At 59.1% G+C, this 17,492-nt stretch carries 17 protein-coding genes and 1 pseudogene; 11 read left to right on the top strand and 7 right to left on the bottom strand.

Annotated features, from left to right (window positions below):
* Positions 1-208: 208 nt before the first annotated feature.
* Both NW828_RS11165 and NW828_RS11160 read right to left on the bottom strand, forming a co-directional pair.
* Positions 209-358 (bottom strand): annotated as a pseudogene (locus tag NW828_RS11165) (2OG-Fe(II) oxygenase family protein); the annotation flags it as partial.
* 8 nt (positions 359-366) lie between these two features.
* Positions 367-966, bottom strand: a complete 600-nt coding sequence (locus tag NW828_RS11160) for a 2-oxoglutarate and iron-dependent oxygenase domain-containing protein (protein ID WP_414383925.1) — start codon at positions 964-966, stop codon at positions 367-369.
* 583 nt (positions 967-1,549) lie between these two features.
* Between NW828_RS11160 and NW828_RS11155 the strand changes: the two genes are divergently transcribed.
* From NW828_RS11155 to NW828_RS11125, 7 genes are all read left to right on the top strand, one after another.
* On the top strand, positions 1,550-2,023 hold the full coding sequence (locus tag NW828_RS11155) for a hypothetical protein (RefSeq protein WP_414383922.1): 474 nt from the start codon (positions 1,550-1,552) through the stop codon (positions 2,021-2,023).
* Between the two features lie 156 nt (positions 2,024-2,179).
* Positions 2,180-3,262, top strand: coding sequence for a leishmanolysin-related zinc metalloendopeptidase (locus NW828_RS11150; protein WP_414383919.1), 1,083 nt, complete (start codon positions 2,180-2,182; stop codon positions 3,260-3,262).
* A gap of 142 nt (positions 3,263-3,404) precedes the next feature.
* Positions 3,405-3,683 carry a hypothetical protein gene (locus NW828_RS11145; RefSeq protein ID WP_414342915.1) on the top strand — a complete coding sequence of 93 codons (279 nt, stop codon included), beginning with the start codon at positions 3,405-3,407 and terminating at the stop codon, positions 3,681-3,683.
* A 59-nt stretch (positions 3,684-3,742) separates the two neighbouring features.
* Entirely contained in the window at positions 3,743-4,108 is a 366-nt protein-coding gene (locus tag NW828_RS11140; protein WP_414383916.1) for a hypothetical protein, read from the top strand.
* Positions 4,108-5,007 (top strand): DMT family transporter, encoded by a 900-nt coding sequence (locus NW828_RS11135; RefSeq protein WP_414383914.1) that lies wholly within the window; start codon positions 4,108-4,110, stop codon positions 5,005-5,007. Before NW828_RS11140 ends, NW828_RS11135 begins: the two co-directional genes overlap by 1 nt.
* A 10-nt stretch (positions 5,008-5,017) precedes the next feature.
* Positions 5,018-6,130, top strand: coding sequence for a glycosyl transferase (locus NW828_RS11130; protein ID WP_414383912.1), 1,113 nt, complete (start codon positions 5,018-5,020; stop codon positions 6,128-6,130).
* Between the two features lie 30 nt (positions 6,131-6,160).
* A complete protein-coding gene (locus NW828_RS11125; protein WP_414383910.1) occupies positions 6,161-7,462 on the top strand; it encodes a class I SAM-dependent methyltransferase in 1,302 nt (433 codons plus the stop codon).
* A gap of 141 nt (positions 7,463-7,603) precedes the next feature.
* Here NW828_RS11125 and NW828_RS11120 read toward each other — a convergent pair whose 3' ends face one another.
* Entirely contained in the window at positions 7,604-8,299 is a 696-nt protein-coding gene (locus tag NW828_RS11120) for a hypothetical protein (RefSeq protein WP_414330153.1), read from the bottom strand.
* A 256-nt stretch (positions 8,300-8,555) separates the two neighbouring features.
* On the opposite strand from NW828_RS11120, the gene NW828_RS11115 reads away from it, so the two are divergent.
* Both NW828_RS11115 and NW828_RS11110 read left to right on the top strand, forming a co-directional pair.
* Positions 8,556-9,626: a glycosyltransferase family 4 protein gene (locus tag NW828_RS11115; RefSeq protein WP_414350481.1), complete on the top strand. Its 1,071-nt coding sequence runs from the start codon at positions 8,556-8,558 to the stop codon at positions 9,624-9,626.
* 131 nt (positions 9,627-9,757) lie between these two features.
* Positions 9,758-11,923, top strand: a complete 2,166-nt coding sequence (locus tag NW828_RS11110; protein ID WP_414383908.1) for a glycogen debranching N-terminal domain-containing protein — start codon at positions 9,758-9,760, stop codon at positions 11,921-11,923.
* 144 nt (positions 11,924-12,067) lie between these two features.
* Here the strand turns inward: NW828_RS11110 and NW828_RS11105 are convergent, their stop codons facing one another.
* On the bottom strand, positions 12,068-13,843 hold the full coding sequence (locus NW828_RS11105) for an ABC transporter substrate-binding protein (RefSeq protein ID WP_414383905.1): 1,776 nt from the start codon (positions 13,841-13,843) through the stop codon (positions 12,068-12,070).
* Between the two features lie 37 nt (positions 13,844-13,880).
* Between NW828_RS11105 and NW828_RS11100 the strand changes: the two genes are divergently transcribed.
* Positions 13,881-14,033 (top strand): hypothetical protein, encoded by a 153-nt coding sequence (locus tag NW828_RS11100; protein ID WP_414383902.1) that lies wholly within the window; start codon positions 13,881-13,883, stop codon positions 14,031-14,033.
* An 85-nt stretch (positions 14,034-14,118) separates the two neighbouring features.
* Here NW828_RS11100 and ispF read toward each other — a convergent pair whose 3' ends face one another.
* Positions 14,119-14,628 carry a 2-C-methyl-D-erythritol 2,4-cyclodiphosphate synthase gene (gene ispF, locus NW828_RS11095; RefSeq protein ID WP_414342922.1) on the bottom strand — a complete coding sequence of 170 codons (510 nt, stop codon included), beginning with the start codon at positions 14,626-14,628 and terminating at the stop codon, positions 14,119-14,121.
* 369 nt (positions 14,629-14,997) lie between these two features.
* On the bottom strand, positions 14,998-15,291 hold the full coding sequence (locus tag NW828_RS11090; RefSeq protein WP_414329949.1) for a TIGR02450 family Trp-rich protein: 294 nt from the start codon (positions 15,289-15,291) through the stop codon (positions 14,998-15,000).
* Positions 15,292-15,516: 225 nt separating this feature from the next.
* On the opposite strand from NW828_RS11090, the gene NW828_RS11085 reads away from it, so the two are divergent.
* Complete coding sequence (locus tag NW828_RS11085; protein ID WP_414329946.1) at positions 15,517-15,867, top strand: hypothetical protein; 351 nt, start codon at positions 15,517-15,519, stop codon at positions 15,865-15,867.
* Between the two features lie 80 nt (positions 15,868-15,947).
* Here NW828_RS11085 and NW828_RS11080 read toward each other — a convergent pair whose 3' ends face one another.
* On the bottom strand, positions 15,948-17,258 hold the full coding sequence (locus NW828_RS11080; protein WP_414383900.1) for a UbiH/UbiF/VisC/COQ6 family ubiquinone biosynthesis hydroxylase: 1,311 nt from the start codon (positions 17,256-17,258) through the stop codon (positions 15,948-15,950).
* Between the last annotated feature and the right edge of the window lie 234 nt (positions 17,259-17,492).

Raw genomic sequence — 17,492 nt, 5'->3', positions numbered from 1 at the left:
CGTGGTTGGCTTGCCAACTGCAGGGCTACCGAAAGCCCGCCCCGTACTGCGAAGCAGTCAGGGTCGGGTAGTTTACGGAAGGAAACCGAGGGATCCCGCCAGTGCGGGCCACACAAGTCGGCAAGGGCGTGAGATCCACCTCTGGCCGCGGATGCACAAAGAAGGGAATGGAAAAGCGGCATTCTTGAGGGTTGTCGGGGTTGGTCACCCGATGGGTGGTGCTGCGCAACAGGCCATTGGTGAGGTTTTGCAGCATATCCCCGGCATCGACAATGATTTGACCAGGGAGGGCCGAAATGGGCAGCCAAGATCCATCTCGTTGCAGAAGTTCTAGCCCTGGCGCGGTGGCTTCACACAAGAGCGTGATCAAGTTGATGTCTTCATGGGCTGCAGCTCGTAAACTCTGGGGAGGGCTTCAGCGGGAAGGGGCGGATAGTGAATCACCCGCAAGAGATTGGCTCCTCCTTCCACCGCTTTGGGCAAGTATTCGGCAGGCTCCCCCAGATACAGAGAGATTGCTTGCAACAGTCCCTGGGCACAGGTTTCCAGTTGGGCGAACAGCTCTAGCATCACCCTGCGAAATTGGGGCACCTCCCGAGGCCAGATGTTGGCAGGAAGGTGGGGATCCCCTTCGCGCCCGATGTGCCAAAACTCTTTCATGTCAGGATAGGGATGATCTTTGGCGTGTTCTTTGCCAAAGGGGGTGTACCCTCGTTGCCCCAGCAGCGCCGGATCCTCATAGGCTCTCTTGGTTGGCTCTGGCAAAAGAAAAACGGCTTTTGCGGCTTCATAGGCTTCCCGGATCAATTCCGGCGATAGGCCATGGTTAACCAAGGCAAAAAAGCCAATCTGTTGCGGCGCTTCCCCCACCTGGCGGACAAACTGCTCCCGCTCACCTGACGTTCCGTTTTGAAAGGCAGCGAAATCGACAACTGGCAGGGTCTGGCGTTGGGGAGTGGTTGCCATGGCAGAAGTCGTCTCTGGTGGAAAGTCAACACTTTCTCAGGCAGCGGGCTTGGTACCCTATGCTATCCTTCCTAAGAAGCCAAGGGGAGAGTTCTGAATCGAAGACGGTCTGTTCGGGGTTCATCTACAATATCTATCTACAATATCTAGAGTCTAAAGCTGCTCAGCTACTTGCCTTCCCACAAGATGCAGGTAGAATCCTGCCGGACAGCCTCTGTCCCTTTTGTCTGGAGATTGCACCTTGTAGTGGCCTGTGCCCTTTTTGGAAGGCTGTGATAAAGTCGATAGAAGCAAAGCTATGGATTGATTTTGCCTTGAGAGCAGTCTGAGCCCTGGGTAGGCGGAATGGAGCGAGTTGTTCTGTTGTTGCACTGGGTTAACTGGATAAAGCAGGGCAGGCTACTTCTCTCTTTTTTAGCTGATTAAAGTTTTTGTAAAGTTACGGATACCTGTTGCTTGTCAACCATAACCGCGCCTAGAATTGCCGAGGACTGATGTTTTCGGAGATAGTTTGCAGACACTGTTGATGTTGCTTTCCTTTTGCCTACTCTCAATCTGTTGACCTTTCGAGACCGACTGCTCTATGACAGACACTCATCCCTGTGCCCCCTGTATTGTGAATACGGGAACTCTGGTCAATAAGCGGGATATTTACCGACTGCTATCCGATTTGGCCCGTGTTCGCTACTTCGATATCGTCGATGGCTCAGTGCGGAAGCAAGGGGAAGGCTGCGTGGTGGATGTTTTTCAGGATCCCACTGCTGCCACACTGGTGGTAAACCGTAGCCTCTACTTAAATGTGAACAGCTTTGACTATGCCTGTCTGCGGGATCCCGCTTCCGAAGAAGAGATTGCCAACCTGGGCAAGGAGCAGCCGGGCGTGGTTATCGACTTGGTTCAGGACGGACGTATTCTGCGCTTGGTTCCCCTGGCGGAGCCGCGTTCGGATCCCGAGGAGCTCTTGGGGGATAACCAGGCGCTGCGGGCAGCGGTGGACGTTTTGGCTGCAGGCTGGGGCATAGAAGAAGAAGGATCTTCTGACTCTTTGGATTGTTAGATTGAGGGCTTCCGACCTGAAGATATAGACCTCCAAACCCACCTCTTCCCGGCCTTGAAGTTGGCCGGTGCGGTGTGACGCAAATCATGCTCAGGAGGAGGGTCGCAACCGGTATGATCCAACTGGGCCGTGAGGCTCTTTGCGTTTGGGGGTGGTGTGAAGGTTTTTTCGGGTCAGCGACAGCTTCTGGGGAAAGTATGGGGTCTGCGTCTGCTTGGATCCCTGGTGGCTGTGCTTCTGGTACTGGTGCTCAAGGCCTGCGGGGGAAGTGGTGGCTCCTCTTCTGTGAGTGTCATTCCCACTCCCATTCCAACCTTCATTCCCACTTCTACTCCAACTGTCGTTCTCACCCCTACTCCGACTGTCATTCCTGCCCCTTTGCCCTCGCCAACGACTGCGCCTGCTTCCCAGTTCACCATTGACGTTCGCTTTCCCGACAACAGTCTCACCCCCACCCAGCAGTCGATCATCCGCAGTGCTGCTCTGCGCTGGCAACAGATCATCGTTGGTGACCAGCCGGATCTGCCCCCCACCACCATTCGGGCCGACGAATGCGATCGAGGGTTTCCCAGCACGCCACTCAATTTCCCCATCGACGATCTGCTGGTGGAGGTGCGGGCCAGAAACCTCGGCAACGAGCGAATTTTGGGGGGAGCTGCTCCCTGTTTTGTGCGGGCCTCTAACGGTCTGCCTTTCTACTCCGTCATTTTGTTCAACAGCCAAAACCTATCGGCTTTGGAAGAGCGAGGGGATCTGCCCATTACTGCCCTGCACGAGTTGGGCCATGCCTTGGGCTTCTTGCCCATCGTCTGGGATCCCAAGGGGCTAACGGTGGGCTTGGTGGGACGGGATCAGCCTACGCCCCCTGGCTACGATCCCCGCTTTATCGGCCCCAGGGCGGTCAGCGCCTTCGCCACGCTGGGAGGAAACGCGCCCTCTGTGCCCTTGGAGAACCAGTTTGGGGAGGGATCCCGAGATTCCCATTGGCGGGAGAATGTCTTGGGCCGCGAGCTGATGACCAGCCGCATCGACCGGGGGGTAGCCAACCCCTTAAGCATTCTCACCGTCGAAGCAATGGCAGATATCGGCTATGACGTGAACCCGGCAGCGGCGGATGGCTTTGCTTTGGGGCGCGGCAGGGGGGTCTCTCAACCTTTGGAGCTGCAAGAGCTGGAGTTGACCCTACCCCTACAGCGATTTGACGCCGAGGGCAGGCGGGTGGGGGATCCCCAGGCCTAAGAAAAGGAGTATATCTACTCATGGCCAAGAGGCTACCTTTTAACAATAATGAAGGTCGGGTTGTATAACTTCACAACATCGACATAACATCGACAAGTTCTCAACATCGACAAGTTCTCACCTCATCTCTTTGCAATTAGCTATGGGTATCCTCAAAAAGCTTTTCGGCGGCCTGTTCTCCTTCTTCGGCATTCTCTTCGGCGGCTTGGTGGATTTTGTTACCGGGCCTTTTCGTCCTGCACCGGCTTCCCCCAGCTCTGCTCCGGTGGCTACAGCTGTTCCTGCCAACAAGCCCAAGGTGGTGGTGGAGAAGCCTTTTGTGCCCAATGAGATCTCGGCTCCGCGTCCTAACCGTCGCCCTGGCCCGGCTTTGGATGTGTTCCGGGCTATGGTTCAGGAGATCCCTTCGGCGCGAGCTTAGTCTGCCCATCTTCGGGAGCAGCCCGTAAGATGGAGGTGAAACGCTGGAGACTGCTCTCTATGTCCGATCTCTCTTTCTCAGAACAAGAACGGCTGAAACAGCTTGAGCGTGAACTGGAGCAGGCGGCTGCAGCCTCTCGGGAGTCGGGAACATCCGTTGCGTCTCGGGGGAAAAGTGCCGTTCGAGCTTGGATTGAGACTTGGGGGCGTCCACTGGTGACGGTCTTCGCCATTCTGGGCTGTATTCTTCTGGTTGGGCTGTTCTTCCGGGTTTTCGGCACTGTTCTCAGGTGGGCGGTGGTGGCGGGGTTGGGCTACCTGCTCTACGCCTGGGTGGTGGCACCGCGGCTGGGCCTTCCCACCGGAGCTAAGTCGAAGCCAGAGGACGGCGGTAGCAGTGCGGAGCACCATCTCGACAGCTTTTGATGGGCAGGGATCCCTGGCGAGCATATGCTTACCTGGCGGCGGCCATCTTGGGCTGGGCTACGGCTGCCAGCGCTTTTAAGTTTGGGTTGCAGCACCTGTCGCCGACGGTCTTGCTGATTTTTTCGGCATTGAGCTCTTGCTTGATCCTGGGGATCGTTTTGGTGGTTACAGGGCGGGCAGGGTTCCTCGGCAAGCAGAGGGGATCCCAAATCCGCCTGTCGGCCCTTCAGGGGCTGCTCAACCCCTTCGGCTACTATGGGGTGTTGTTCCAGGCTTATGACCGTCTGTCGGCTCAGGCGGCGATGGCTCTGAATTACACTTGGCCGCTGGTGCTGGCTCTTCTGGCGGTGCCGCTGCTGGGAGAGCGCTTTCGCTGGCGGCTGGTGTTGGCCTTGGGGGTGAGCCTGCTGGGGGTGGTGCTGGTGGCTACGGGGGGATCCTGGGGCACCTTGCAGGCGGGGGATCCCTGGGGGGTGCTGCTGGCGGTGGGCAGCTCTGGAATCTGGGCGCTCTACTGGCTGCTCAATGTGCGGGATGGGCGAGATGCGGTGCTGAAGCTGTTTATGGGGTTTCTCTTCGGCAGCCTCTATGGCCTGCTACTGCTGCCGTTTCAGGAGGTCTCTTGGACAGTTGCGGGGCTGGGTTGGGCGGCTTACATTGGTCTGGCGGAGATGGGCCTGACTTTTGTATTTTGGCTGCGGGCTCTGGAGTTGGCGGGCCATCGGGGATCCCTGGCCAACTGGGTGTATGTGACGCCCTTTTTGTCGTTGGGGTTGATTGCGGTGCTGTTGGGCGAGAGGATTGCGCTGGGATCCGTGCTGGGCCTGGGTCTGATTTTGGCCAGCAATCTGTGGGGATCCCGTAGGGAAAAGTCCCCCGCAGATCCTGTTCTGTCTTGAGGTGGTCGCGATGAATCCCGTTCCTCTGTATGTGGCGGCAACAGCTCACGGGTTTGGGCACGTTACCCGTCTGGTGGCAGTGGTGAATGCTTTGCTGCGGCGGGATCCCCATGTTCTGCCCATCTTTGTTACGCCGGCTCCCCGCTGGCTCCTGGAGCGTTACGTGGAGGGGAAGTTTCTCCATCGGCCGCGGGCGTTGGATGTGGGGGTGGTGCAGCCGGATGGGCTGCAAGCGGATCTGCCGGCTACGTTGGCTGCCCTCAAGGCGTTTAAAGCCAGCGCTGCGGAGCTTGTTCGAGAAGAAGCGGATTTCATTCGAGCCCAGGGGGTGCCTTTGGTGTTGGCGGATGTGCCGCCCATTGCTGCGGCGATTGCCCAGGCTGCTGGGATCCCTTGCTGGATGGCCAGTAATTTTGGCTGGGATTTCATCTACCAAGAATACGGCCCTGAGTTTCAACCGTTTGTGGCCTGGGTTCGGGAGCTCTATGGGCAATGTGACCTTCTGTTTCGCCTGCCCTTTAGCGAGAGCATGGTCGCGTCAGCGGTGCGGAGCACTAGCGCCTTCCCGCATCAGCGGGAGGTGGGGCTGACGGGATCGGATCCCCGCTACCCACCAGAAGAGGTCGCCGCCCAGTTGGGGTTACACCCGGAGCAACCCAGGGCTTTGTTTACCTTTGGCGGGCTAGGGGTACGGGGGTTTCCTTACGAGCGGCTCCAAGATTTTCCCGACTGGCAGTTTCTCACCTTTGATCCGGAAGCTCCCCCCTTGCCCAACTTGCGGGTTTTGGATGGGCGGGTGTGGCGACCGGTGGATGTGATGCCCCTCTGCCGCTGGGTGGTGTCCAAGCCGGGCTATGGCACTTTGGCGGAGGCCCTGCGCAGCCGCACGTCCATGGCTTGTGTCGTCCGCTCTGGGTTTGCTGAGTCACCGTTGCTGGTTGAGGGTCTGCAGCGCTACGGCTGGCATCGCATCCTCTCCCCAGAGGAGTTCTTTCAGGGATCCTGGGACTTTTTGCGGGATCCCGCCCACCCACCCCAGAGGCCGGATGGATTGGATCTGCAGGGGAATGAAACCCTGGCTGCTGCCTTAGAGGCATTCCTGCGGGGAAGGGATGCCGGGTAGCATAAAGGGCAGCTTCCTGCAGCGGATCCCATGGCCAGCAGCTCGACAGAATCTCTGCGGCAACTGTACGAAGAATTGCCCTACCCCAATGTGGCGATTGAGGCCTCGGGCCGCAACGCCATTGACGGGTTGTACCGCCTAAGTTTGACCACCGCCCAATACGCCCGCACTCACGCCATTGTGCCCAGCGAGGGTGCTCTGATTTTGAATGCCGGCTGCGGCTCGGGCTGGGAAACGTTGATCTTGGCGGAGGCCAATCCGGGGGCGCGGCTGGTGGTGTGCGACCTGTCGGCAGAGTCGGTACGGGTGACGGAGCGACGCTTGCGCTACCACGGTTTTGGAGAGGTGGAGTTGTATGTTCTCGACCTGTTGGATATCGAACAGTTGGGGCTGGAATTTGATTTCATCAGCCTCAACGATGTGCTCTATCTGCTGGACGATCCGGTGGCGGGGCTAAAAGCCCTCAAGCGGGTTCTCAAACCTGACGGGATCCTGCGGGCCAACCTGCACCACGCCTACCAGCGGGAGGTGATCTTTCGCCTACAAGAGGCGTTTCGGCTGCTGGGGCTGTTTGATCTACCCACTCCTGAGGCCTGTCAGCGGGTACGGGAATTCATGGCCAGTTTGGCCTCGGACGAAATGCGGGCAGCCCTGCGCTGGAACCCTGAGATCTACAAAGACGACACCAACATCCGGGCCAACTACCTCTTGCCAGGAGACAAGGGCTTCCTGATCCCCGACCTGATGCGCATGCTCGAGGAAGCTGAGCTGGGCCTGGTTTGTCTGGTGGACTATGCCGACTGGGATCCGGCGCTTTTGTTCAAAGAGAGGGCCATGCCCCCCTGGCTGCAAGCCGAGCTGGACAAACTCTCGCCTGCCGACCAGAATCACTTTTATGAGCTGATCTACCCCAACCATCGCCTGATCGATTTTTGGGCGGAACACCCCGGCTCTTCCTTGGTCTTGCCCTGGAGCGACGCCGATTGGCTGGGGGGCAGAGTGCAGCTCAACCCCATCCTGGCCGACAACGTCGAATTTCGCCAAAACTTCGCCAAAGCCTACGAGAAGAAGCTGGAGTTTGCCATGAATTGGCCGGGATCCAGCTATGGGCGCCTGACCATCTCAGCCCCTCAGATGGCTTGGCTGGGATCCCTGTTGCAGGGGCCAACGGCAGTGAAAGCCTTGATTGAGCAAGCGGCCCAGGTCAACAAGTTAGAGCTGGAAGCGGCCCGGGAGGAAGTGCTCACCTACCTGGCGGGGCTGGAGTCGTTTTTGTTTGTGATGTTGGATCCTGCACCCGTTCCAGGAGAAGGAGTTTTTCCAATCGCTTGAGATCCCCGAGCCTTTCTCCCAAGGGTAGAGGGAAGCCAATGGGCCGGTTCACGGCAACTTGGAACGACTATTGAGGGATTGAGGCTCTGCCGGGCTGCAAGAACGGTCTTGGGCAGATGTCAGATGGGAAGAGATCCCTCTCTAGCGATCCACCAGGCGCAGCTCGAAGGTGAGGATGTTGGCGGCCAAAATCTCCAAAGCCCCGCCCTCGATAAGGTCGCGAGTGAGGGCAGCTCCGGAGCCACTTTGTTGGATCAATTCGCGGCTGCGGCGCACCGTCTCTTGTCGCTGGGGATCATCCACAACCACCTGCCGCTGATTGGACAGGCTGAGGCGATAGAAATTGGGCAGATCCCCCCGGGTGGCATCAATGGCCAGATTGGTCTCTTCAGGGGCTACGCGGAAGGGGGCACGGGCGGTGAGCAGAGCCACCTGGATATCTTGGTCTCGCCCATCAAGGCCCTGCAGCTCGGATATATCGATCTGGAAATTGAGGGTATCGCGGTCACGGGTAAGGCGATTAACCCGTACCTGGTTAAAGCCGACGGCAAACTCCCGTTCCGGCTCTCCAAATCGCTGGATGGTAGCCTGCAAGACTGACTCTTCGTTGAGGGGGGTAACCCGAATGAGGTAATCCCAGTCCCGCACAAAGGTGTACTCGTTGGGCCCCACACGGACGTTGGGATCCACCAAGTTGGCGGTGGGGCCAGGGCTGCCGGCCCGGCTGAGAGCTACCATGTACCAGTAGTTGGGGCTGATGGGCAAGCCCAGGGTCATGCGTACTTCCAGCACTGGCCGCGCCCAAGCGGCAACAGCCGTGAGAGCCGTTATGGCCATGGCTCCCAAGCAACTCCACAGCCAGCGCTGAGGAGGAAAATTAAGCTGCGGCGGGCAAGAGCAAGTGATGGCTGGGGTTCTCATTCAAGCCTCTTCAACTCTCCGGCAGGTGGCGGCAGCCTGAACTCCTTTCCTGCTCACTCTGGAACAGTCTAGCCAGGAATGGCGTGCCCTCAACAGGGGATCCCAAGGGTCGGCGGCGGAGCGCCAGCAGAAGTTTTCGTTAAGCAGTGATGATTCGGTGTGGAGGATGGCTATGCGCATTGCTCAGATTGCCCCTTTGCATGAGAGTGTGCCCCCCAAGCTCTACGGCGGCACTGAGCGGGTTGTGTCTTGGCTCACCGAAGAGCTGGTGCGGCGGGGGCATGAGGTGACGTTGTTTGCCAGCGGCGACTCCCAAACCCAGGCTCGCCTCATCCCCTTTCGGGAGCGGGCTTTGCGTTTGGATCCCACGGCCATCGACACAGTGGCTCCTCATGTTTTGATGGTCGAGAAAGCCTTTCAGATGGCCGACGAGTTTGACATTATCCACGGCCACATCGACTACTATCCCTATGCCCTGGCCCGTCGCCACCCGCAGGTTTCTTTTTTGGCCACCCTACACGGGCGACTGGACATTCCGGAGCTGCAGCCCCTCTACACCGAGTTTCAGGACATTCCGGTGGTCTCCATCTCCAACGCCCAGCGGCTGCCGCTGCCCCAGGCCCGCTGGGTGGGGACGGTCTACCACGGCTTGCCCCTGGATCTCCACCGTTTCTATCCAGAAAAGGGGGACTACCTGGCCTTTTTGGGCCGGGTCTCCCCGGAAAAAGGGCTGGACACGGCTATTGAAATTGCGGCGCGGGCAGGGATGCCGCTGAAGGCTGCTATCAAGATCGATGCGGTGGATCGCCAGTACTACGAGTTAGAAATTAAGCCTTTGGCCAGTCGCCACCCCAATGTGGAGATCATAGGGGAAATCACCGACCAAGAGAAAAGCGAGTTTTTGGGCAAGGCCTATGCGGTGCTGTTTCCCATCCGCTGGCCGGAGCCCTTTGGGCTGGTGATGATTGAAGCGATGGCCTGTGGCACGCCGGTAATTGCCACCCGTTTTGGCTCAGTACCCGAGGTAATGGCCGACAGGCGCTCCGGCTTTATTGTCGACTCGGTGGAGGAAGCAGTGGAGGCTGTGGAGAAGGTGGGATCCCTGAGCCGAGCCGGGGTGCGGCAGGTGTTTGAGGAGCGGTTCAGCGTGGAAAGAATGGTGTCGGACTACGAGGCTCTCTACCGCCAACTGGTGAACGAGCGGCAGGAGATGTCGCGAAGAAGGCAGCTTAATAAGGCTTAGATGGGCCAAGTAGCAGCTAGGGCTGCTGGGCTGCATCGGGGGGCCCCTGCTTCTTCGCCTTCTTTGAGTGGACCGATAGCAGTAAGCTGTTCGCGTAGGAGACCGGCTGGATAGGGATCGAGAAGACCGAGATGGCAGAAGACATCATCCAAATTCAAGATCAGTACTACATCCGGGCCAGCGCCTCTTGGGTGGAGGCACGCTCTCATGTTCTCAAGCATGACAACTGCTTTGCCATCTTTGACCGGCGAGGGAACATGCGCCCCCTCGGCATCCGGGATCATGGCCTCTTCCGGGACGACACCCGCTTTTTGTCCCGCTGGGTGTTGGACTTGCAGGGAAAGCAGTTCCTGCTGCTCAGCTCAGAGGTGCGGGAAGACAAAGATATTTTGGCGGTGGATCTGACCAACCCGGAGTTCACCACCTCAGAGGGGCAGTTTATCGGTCAAGATACCCTGCATGTTCTACGGACTACTTTTCTGTGGAACAACGTAGCCTACGAGCGCATTCGCATTCACAACTACGGCTCGGAGCCGTTTCGCGTGCCGATTACCCTGCGCTTTGAGGCGGACTTTGCCGATATTTTTGAGATCCGGGGCATCCGACGGGCCCAGCGAGGTCAAGTGCTGCCGGCCCAGGTGAACCCTGAGGGAGTGGTTCTCCGCTACCGCGGCTTGGATGGAGTGGAGCGGCAAACCCAGTTGCAATTTTTGCCGGCGCCGGAGCTAGTGTCGGAGAAGCTGGCGCAGTGGTGGGTGCCTTTGGCCCCGCAGGAGGAACGGAATTTGGAGCTGAGGGTGATCTGCAGCTACGGCGGGGAGGAGATTGCCCCTTTGACCTACCAGGAGGCTCTGCAGGCGGAGCGGGAGCAAAGGGCTTCCTTGCGGGCGCAAGCCCACCGGATCGACACCGGCAATGCTCAGTTTAACGATTGGCTCAACGCCTCACGGGATGATCTGCTGATGATGCTCACCCGCACTCCCTACGGGCTTTATCCCTATGCGGGGGTGCCTTGGTTTACCACGGTCTTCGGGCGCGACGCCCTGATCACCGCCCTGGCCACTCTCTGGTGGTTTCCAGACTTGGCGCGGGGGGTGCTGCTGTATCTGGCGGCCCACCAGGCCCAGGAGGTGGATCCCAGCCGCGATGCCGAGCCTGGCAAGATCCTGCATGAGCAGCGCTCCAGCGAGATGGCCAAGACGCGCGAGATCCCCTTTGGCAATTATTTCGGCAGCATTGACTCCACCCCTTTGTTTGTGGTGCTAGCAGGGCGCTACGTGCGCCGCAGCGGCGATCTAGAGCTGTTGCGGCAGCTCTGGCCAAACATCGAAGCAGCCCTGCACTGGATGGACACTTACGGGGATGCGGACGGGGACGGCTTTTTGGAGTATGCCGGCAAGGCGCGGCGGGGCCTGCGCAACCAGGGCTGGAAAGATTCTGAAGATGCCATCTTCTACCCGGACGGATCCCTGGCAGAACCCCCCTTGGCCCTGTGCGAGGTGCAGGGCTATGCCTACGAAGCTAAGCAGTTGGCAGCAGAGATGGCCGAGCTGCTGGGGCGGCAAGAGCAAGCAGCCCAGTTGCGACAACAAGCGGAAAAGCTGCAGCAGCAGTTTTGGGATCACTTCTGGTGCGAAGAGTTGGGGGGCTATGCCCTGGCTTTGGATGGCCAGAAGCAACCCTGCCGGGTGCGCAGCTCCAACATGGGCCACTGTCTGTTTTCGGGGATTGCCCATCCCGAGCATGCTGCCTGCATTGCCCGGCAACTGCTGGAGCCAGCTTTCTTCAGCGGCTGGGGGATCCGCACGGTGCCGGAGGGAGAGGGGCGCTACAACCCCATGTCCTACCACAATGGCTCCATCTGGCCCCACGACAATGCCTTGATTGCCGCAGGCTTATCTCGCTATGGCTTCAAGGGCGAAGCGGTGCGGGTCTTGACAGCGCTGTTCGATGCCAGCCAGTTTCTGGAGCTGAAGCGGCTGCCTGAGCTGTTTTGTGGCTTTCGGCGGCGACAGCGGGAGGGCCCCACCCTTTATCCGGTGGCCTGTCTGCCCCAGTCTTGGGCGGCGGCCAGTGTGTTTTTGCTGTTGCAGGCTTGTCTGGGGCTGGAGATCGACGGGCTGGCCCAACGGGTGCATTTGACCAAGCCCACTCTGCCCCTGTGGCTGCCCCATGTCATTCTTGAGAATGTGCAGGTGGGCCAGGGATCCCTGGACATCGGCCTCTATTTACAAGCGGGGGGAGTGGGGATCAACATTCTCAGGAGTGCGGGGGACGTGGAGTTGACGGTGAAATAGTTGCAAAATCCAAGACGTCCACAACACAACCTACAACTAAGTTTCACCTGCCAAATGTGGCGATAGGGACACAACTCAACAGTTCAGACAGCCTCTCCCTATCCCACATCATCAGATGCATCATCAGGCACGTCATCAGAAGTTCTACTCTTGAATGTAGAGCTGATCCAAATTCCACAATGGCCCCAGAATGGGTCGGGGATCCACCCCTTGAATGCGGTTGCGCAGGGCTGAGAGAACCAGGGGGTTGAAAGTGCCAATTTGGGGCAGCTGTTCCTGGATGATGATTTGAAACCGGTCGTAGAGGGCCTTGCGCTTTTCAAAGTCTAGCTCCCGCACCCCTTCGATAAAGATGCGGTCGATCTCCCGTTCCCAATCGCTGACCTCAACCCCTTCTGCCGGGTTGCCGGGCAAATCTCCCAGATTAAAGAGGTGCAAACGGCCGTCGCTGCGCCAGATGTTGGAGCCGTTGTTGGGCTCGGTGCCGCCGCCACCAAAGCCCAGCAGCAGGGTTTCCCAGTCGCGGCTATCGGTGCGCTGCACCAGGGTGTTGAAGGCGATGGGGGTAAAATCAACGGTGATGCCGATCCGCTCCAGATCAGCTTTGATCAACGCGCCAGTGGCCTCCCGCTGATTGTTGCCGGCGTTGGTGAGCAAGGTGAAACGGACACGGTTGCCCTCGGAATCCCGCAGGTGGCCCTCAGCATCATAGGTGTATCCGGCATCGAGGAGCAGTTGCCGCGCTTTTTCAGGGTTGTAGTCGTAGGTGGGCAAGCCCTCTTCAGGGCTGAGGTAGAAGGGGCTGGCGGGGGAGAAGACCGAGTGCTGGATCTGGCCCAACCCTTGCAGGATGCTATCGACGTAAAACTGCCGGTTCATGGCGTGGGCCACCGCCCGGCGGAAGTTCAAATCGTTGAACCAGCGGCTTTTGACGGGATCCACAAAAGGCCGCCCGGTCTGGGGGTTACGGGCGCGGCTGAGGTTGAAGGCAAAGAAATTGTTGTTCAATGTCTGGCCGAGATTGTAGATGGTGAACTGATCCCGTTCTTCTTCCCGCTTCAAGAGCTGAAAATCTCTCCCCCGCACCGAAAACACGTCGGTCTCGCCGGAGCGAAACTGCAGCAGCGCGGTGTCCTCTGAGTCCACAATGCGCAGGATTACCCGTTCAATGCGCGGGATCCCTTCCCCTTTCCAGTAATAGGGGTTGGGCCGGTACACCAGCCGCTGGCCGGGGGTGTATTCCTGCAAGATATAGGGGCCGGCCCCCACCAACTCCTGCACCGGCGTGTCGATACCCCAGGTTTGCAAGAAAAGGGGGTTGCCCCGGCTGTCCAACTGCTCGACAGTGGGCTCGAGGATGTGCTTGGGCAAAATAGGGGATCCGGCCTGCAGCAGAAAGGGAGCGAAGGGCTCCGGCAAAACGAACTCAATCCGCCGCTCGTCCAGCGCCCGCACCTGAGGCAATGCTCCGGCTTCTCCAATTCGCTTCACATCCCGCGCAGAAGTCGGGATCCGCTCGTTGAAGATGATGCGGTTAAAGGTAAAGTCCACATCTGCTGCTGTCAGAGGCTCTCCATCCGACCAGCGCAGCCCCTCCCGCAAGGTAAAGACATAGCGCAAGCCGTCCTCAGACACTTCCCAGCCTTCCGCCAGCTCCGGTTTGGGCAAGAGGGTATCCTCATCCAAGGTGACCAAGCCCGCCTCCAGGTAGGCGATGGCGTCGCGGCTGGAGCTTTCGGCGGCCAAATAGGTGTTGAAGGTTTTGGGATCTGAAGTCACTGTGGCGATCAAATGGGGCGGGCGGGCAGGGGCAGCACAGGCACCAAGCCAGAGCAGGAGGATCCCTAGTAGAGAGACAAAAAGGTTCCTCCTGAGTCGGTTTGCCGAGGTGTTGTTTTGGCCCGCCATTTCTTTTGCCAAGTCGTTGTTCCAAGCAAGTTTGGGGTTCCAAGCAAGTTTGGGACGGCTCGCCCGCATCCCGCGCCCTGTGGCCCAAGCGCTCCGCGCTGCTGAGGCCCTCACCCCCAGCCCTTCTCCTAGAGGAGTAGCCCCCCTCCCGGCCCCTTTCCCAGGGGGAAAGTTGGGGATCCAGGTAATGGGGGTGGTTTGACTGCGACTTGGGCAGATTCTGCGTTTTTGAGGGAGCGATTGCTTGCCAGTTTGGCAGCTCAGGCAGTGGGGTGACCAGGTTCTTTTCAGATTCTGATGGGAAGGTCAGAGGAAGCTTGTCCTCTCTGTTCCAGCAACAGGGCTACTGCGAAGGCAGCAATGGCCTCTCCCTGACCTATGGGGCCCAGTTTTTCGTTAGTAGTAGCCTTGACCCCCACTTGCTTGGGGGAGATCTGCATCGCCTCTGCCAGGCGGGCCTGCATGGCGGGGATGTGAGGTTTGAGCTTGGGCTGCTCCGCCACCACCACACTGTCTACATTGGCAACGCACCAGCCCTCTTGGCCCACCAGCTGCACCACTTGCTGTAGTAAAAGGATGCTATCTGCCCCTTTCCAACGCTCTTCTTCAGGGGGGAAGTAGTAGCCAATATCCCGCAGAGCGGCAGCCCCCAGGAGAGCATCCATGATGGCGTGGGTGAGGACGTCGGCGTCGCTATGGCCCAATAGCCCCTTTTCGTAGGGGATCCGGATCCCGCCCAGGATCAGGGGGCGCCCCTCGACGAGGCGGTGGATGTCGTAGCCCTGGCCAATGCGCACTTTTCCGGCTCCCTTGGGAAAACCATCGAGACCCTTGTCGACCATCGCCCCCTCCGAGGAGCTAGGGGGATGGGAGTCGAGTAACCGACAAGCAGCTTTTGAGAACGCCTCTTTCTATTCTGCCGGCTCCAGAGGGGAATAGCAGATGGGACAAGACGAACCACTGTAGCAGTCGAAGCAGATGAGGTGAGACTTCCCGTAGGGATTGGCGCAGCGCTTGGCCCACTGATAATCGCTGTAGCTAAGATAAGATCTTTTCCGCAAACGTCACATCTGGCCATCCCGCTTTCTTCTCCTCAAGCTTCTGAATTAAAACACCACACTAGAGAGATGATCCTAATCGATCCCTGAGCCCCAGCTTGAGAGAAACTATCCCCCAGCTCTGTCCAGAAGGGGATCCTGCCGCCCACAGGGGATCCCGTCTTCGAGAGGCGTCCAGCCCGGCTGCCAAAGATCCCGGTTCTTCAGGGTGGCCGCGTTGACCCAGAGGCGCACCTGGGGATCGCAGACGGCTCTGAGCTCGGCAAACACCAGCCCTCCTTCCCCTTGTTGGCGAGCGGTGACCTGAAAATGTCGCCAACCCAGAACAGGCTGAACGGAAGTCCATTTGGAGCCGAGGAGATGCGGGAAAGGCTGTTTCCGACGGGGTTTGTTGCGAGCCACGGGACGGAGGGTGCGAGCGGGTAAGGGATGAAAGGGACCCACCTTTCCGGCCATTCCTGAGGACGGCAGCGGGGATCGAGGGGAGCGGCAAAGCCAGCCGAGATCCTGAGTTTCCCTCAGATCCGCCTGTGATCGGTATGATCGAGGGGATCCCTTTCCACTCCAGCCTATCCAACCATGGAGCAGCACCGGCAACGGCTTCAGTTCTCTTTCTGGCAGGCAGTCTTGAAGGGGGGCCTTCTGTTTCTGATCCTGGCTGGCCTAATCTTGGGAACAGGCCTGCCCTTGGGAGCGGCAACCGGCCCCACTTTGTCCGGCAAACTTACGGGGCCAGAGTGGCGACAAGCAGACCCGGAGGCCAAGCAGGACTTTTGTCGCAAAGCCTTTCAAGCGTTTCGCGCCTCTCCTTCCCAAAGCTATATCATCAGCTCCAATGTGCAGGCTTTGACCCCAGAAGGTTTGTGTCGGCGCTTGGATCAGTTTTATCAGTATGCCGTCAACGACGAGATCCCCATCAACCAGGCGGCCAATATTGCCCCATTGCTGTTTTCAGACTTACCCCTGGAGCAGCCTTGATCCCTGTGGAGCGCTTGGTCTGCTGGGGACAAAGGCGGCGGGCGAGGATCTGGGCCCAGCTCTCAACAGTTTGGCCGGATCTAGACAGGCGTAGCCAGAGGTTCCGGGGGTGCAGGGAAAGGGAGCTGCTGCAGTTGGGGTTGGTGGGGGCGGATCCCCATTGCTTGGCGCATCAAAGCAGGCTTGAGCAGCGGCAAAACCTCCAGTCCCCACAGGCCCAGGCGACGCAAGACCAGCAACGGCCAGCTTCGGTTGGAAAAGAGGCGATTGGCAGCATCGGTTGCGAAAAGAACCAGCGCGTTTTCTGGGCGGCGACAGCGCTCGTAGGCTTGTAGCAAAGTCGGATCGCCGGGATCCCGGCCCGCCATTTTGGCTTCGATCAACAGGGCAGCCAAGGCCGCCACATCCCGCATGCCCAGATTCGCTCCCTGCCCCCCCAGCGGATGGGTGGTATGGGCAGCATCCCCCACCAAAGCCAGCCGGGATCCGATATAGGTTTGGGCATGGGCCCGCTGTGGCTCATAACAGGCTCTGGGAGAGGCCGCCAGCAAGGCTCCCAACTGGGATCCAAACCAAGGCCGGATGGCCTGCAGAAACTCAGCCTCAGATAAGCCCATCAGCCAATCTCGATCCGCTTGGCGAACTGTCCAGACGACACAACTGCGATGGGGATCGGGGGTGGGCAAAATGGCGAAGGGGCCGCTGGCCTGAAAGCGCTCGTAGGCCACCTGCTGGTGAGGATGCTCATGGGTGAGGGTGGAAACAATGCACACCTGCCCATAGCCCCAGCAGGATAACGGGATCCCAGCCTGTTCCCGCAGCCGCGAACGGGCCCCATCTGCAACCACCAGCAGAGCAGCTCGCAGAGTTTGCCGGGATCCCTCCTGGGCCAGCTCTACCCGCAGGTGATCTGCTGCAGGGGAGAAACTTTGCACCTGGGCGGGGCTGAAAAGCGTTACCGAAGGGCACTCGCGAATGCGCTGCAACAGGGCCTTTTGGGTGATTTGATTTTCCACGACGTAGCCCAGGGCCGGCGCTTGGAGCATCTCACGGCGCAGCTGAGCCACCCAGGGGCCTTCCCCATCAGAGACCTGAATGCGGTGGATGGGAGAGACTCCCCAGGCTTCCATGAGGGGCCACACCCCAATCCGCTGCAGAATACGAGCTGTCCCCAGAGCCAAAGCGCTGGCTCGGCCATCCGCCCCCACCCCCTGCGAGAGATCCCGCCCCTCGATCAGCCCAACACGGATTCCGGCCTGACCCAAAGCGGCTGCCAAGGTGGATCCCACCATCCCAGCTCCGGCAATCACCACTTCAAAATCCAGTCGCCTTGGCTTGGCTGCTGTCGGAGCAATGGCTAGGGGAGCAGCGGAAGTGGGCAAAAGGCTCATGGGCACTCACGGCAAGTAGGCTTAACTTCCATTCTAGGGTTCCTGCACCCGGCAGGCCGCTAAGGACAAGCGGCAAGTGGGGTCAAAGCGCCACGAGGGATCCCTTTTGATCTCAGCCCCTTTGTTTGCTGCTGCAGGGTGGAATCCCTGTGGGTAGCTGATACATTTACGCTGAACACTGCTGAACATCACTGTTCAACTATGCAGCGATAGCATTCTGTTTGTTTCCAAACA

This window comes from Synechococcus sp. W55.2 (assembly GCF_047461635.1).
GTDB lineage: Bacteria > Cyanobacteriota > Cyanobacteriia > Thermostichales > Thermostichaceae > Thermostichus.
Note: the sequence above shows the minus strand (reverse complement) of the source record. Positions and strands in the feature narration are given on the sequence as shown.

Coding starts and splice junctions, on each gene's coding strand:
- NW828_RS11140 (WP_414383916.1), top strand. CDS start 3,743: ATGTCCGATCTCTCTTTCTCAGAACAAGAACGGCTGAAACAGCTTGAG.
- NW828_RS11130 (WP_414383912.1), top strand. CDS start 5,018: ATGAATCCCGTTCCTCTGTATGTGGCGGCAACAGCTCACGGGTTTGGG.
- NW828_RS11145 (WP_414342915.1), top strand. CDS start 3,405: ATGGGTATCCTCAAAAAGCTTTTCGGCGGCCTGTTCTCCTTCTTCGGC.
- NW828_RS11155 (WP_414383922.1), top strand. CDS start 1,550: ATGACAGACACTCATCCCTGTGCCCCCTGTATTGTGAATACGGGAACT.
- NW828_RS11125 (WP_414383910.1), top strand. CDS start 6,161: ATGGCCAGCAGCTCGACAGAATCTCTGCGGCAACTGTACGAAGAATTG.
- NW828_RS11135 (WP_414383914.1), top strand. CDS start 4,108: ATGGGCAGGGATCCCTGGCGAGCATATGCTTACCTGGCGGCGGCCATC.
- NW828_RS11080 (WP_414383900.1), bottom strand. CDS start 17,258: ATGAGCCTTTTGCCCACTTCCGCTGCTCCCCTAGCCATTGCTCCGACA.
- NW828_RS11160 (WP_414383925.1), bottom strand. CDS start 966: ATGGCAACCACTCCCCAACGCCAGACCCTGCCAGTTGTCGATTTCGCT.
- NW828_RS11115 (WP_414350481.1), top strand. CDS start 8,556: ATGCGCATTGCTCAGATTGCCCCTTTGCATGAGAGTGTGCCCCCCAAG.
- NW828_RS11120 (WP_414330153.1), bottom strand. CDS start 8,299: ATGGCCATAACGGCTCTCACGGCTGTTGCCGCTTGGGCGCGGCCAGTG.
- NW828_RS11110 (WP_414383908.1), top strand. CDS start 9,758: ATGGCAGAAGACATCATCCAAATTCAAGATCAGTACTACATCCGGGCC.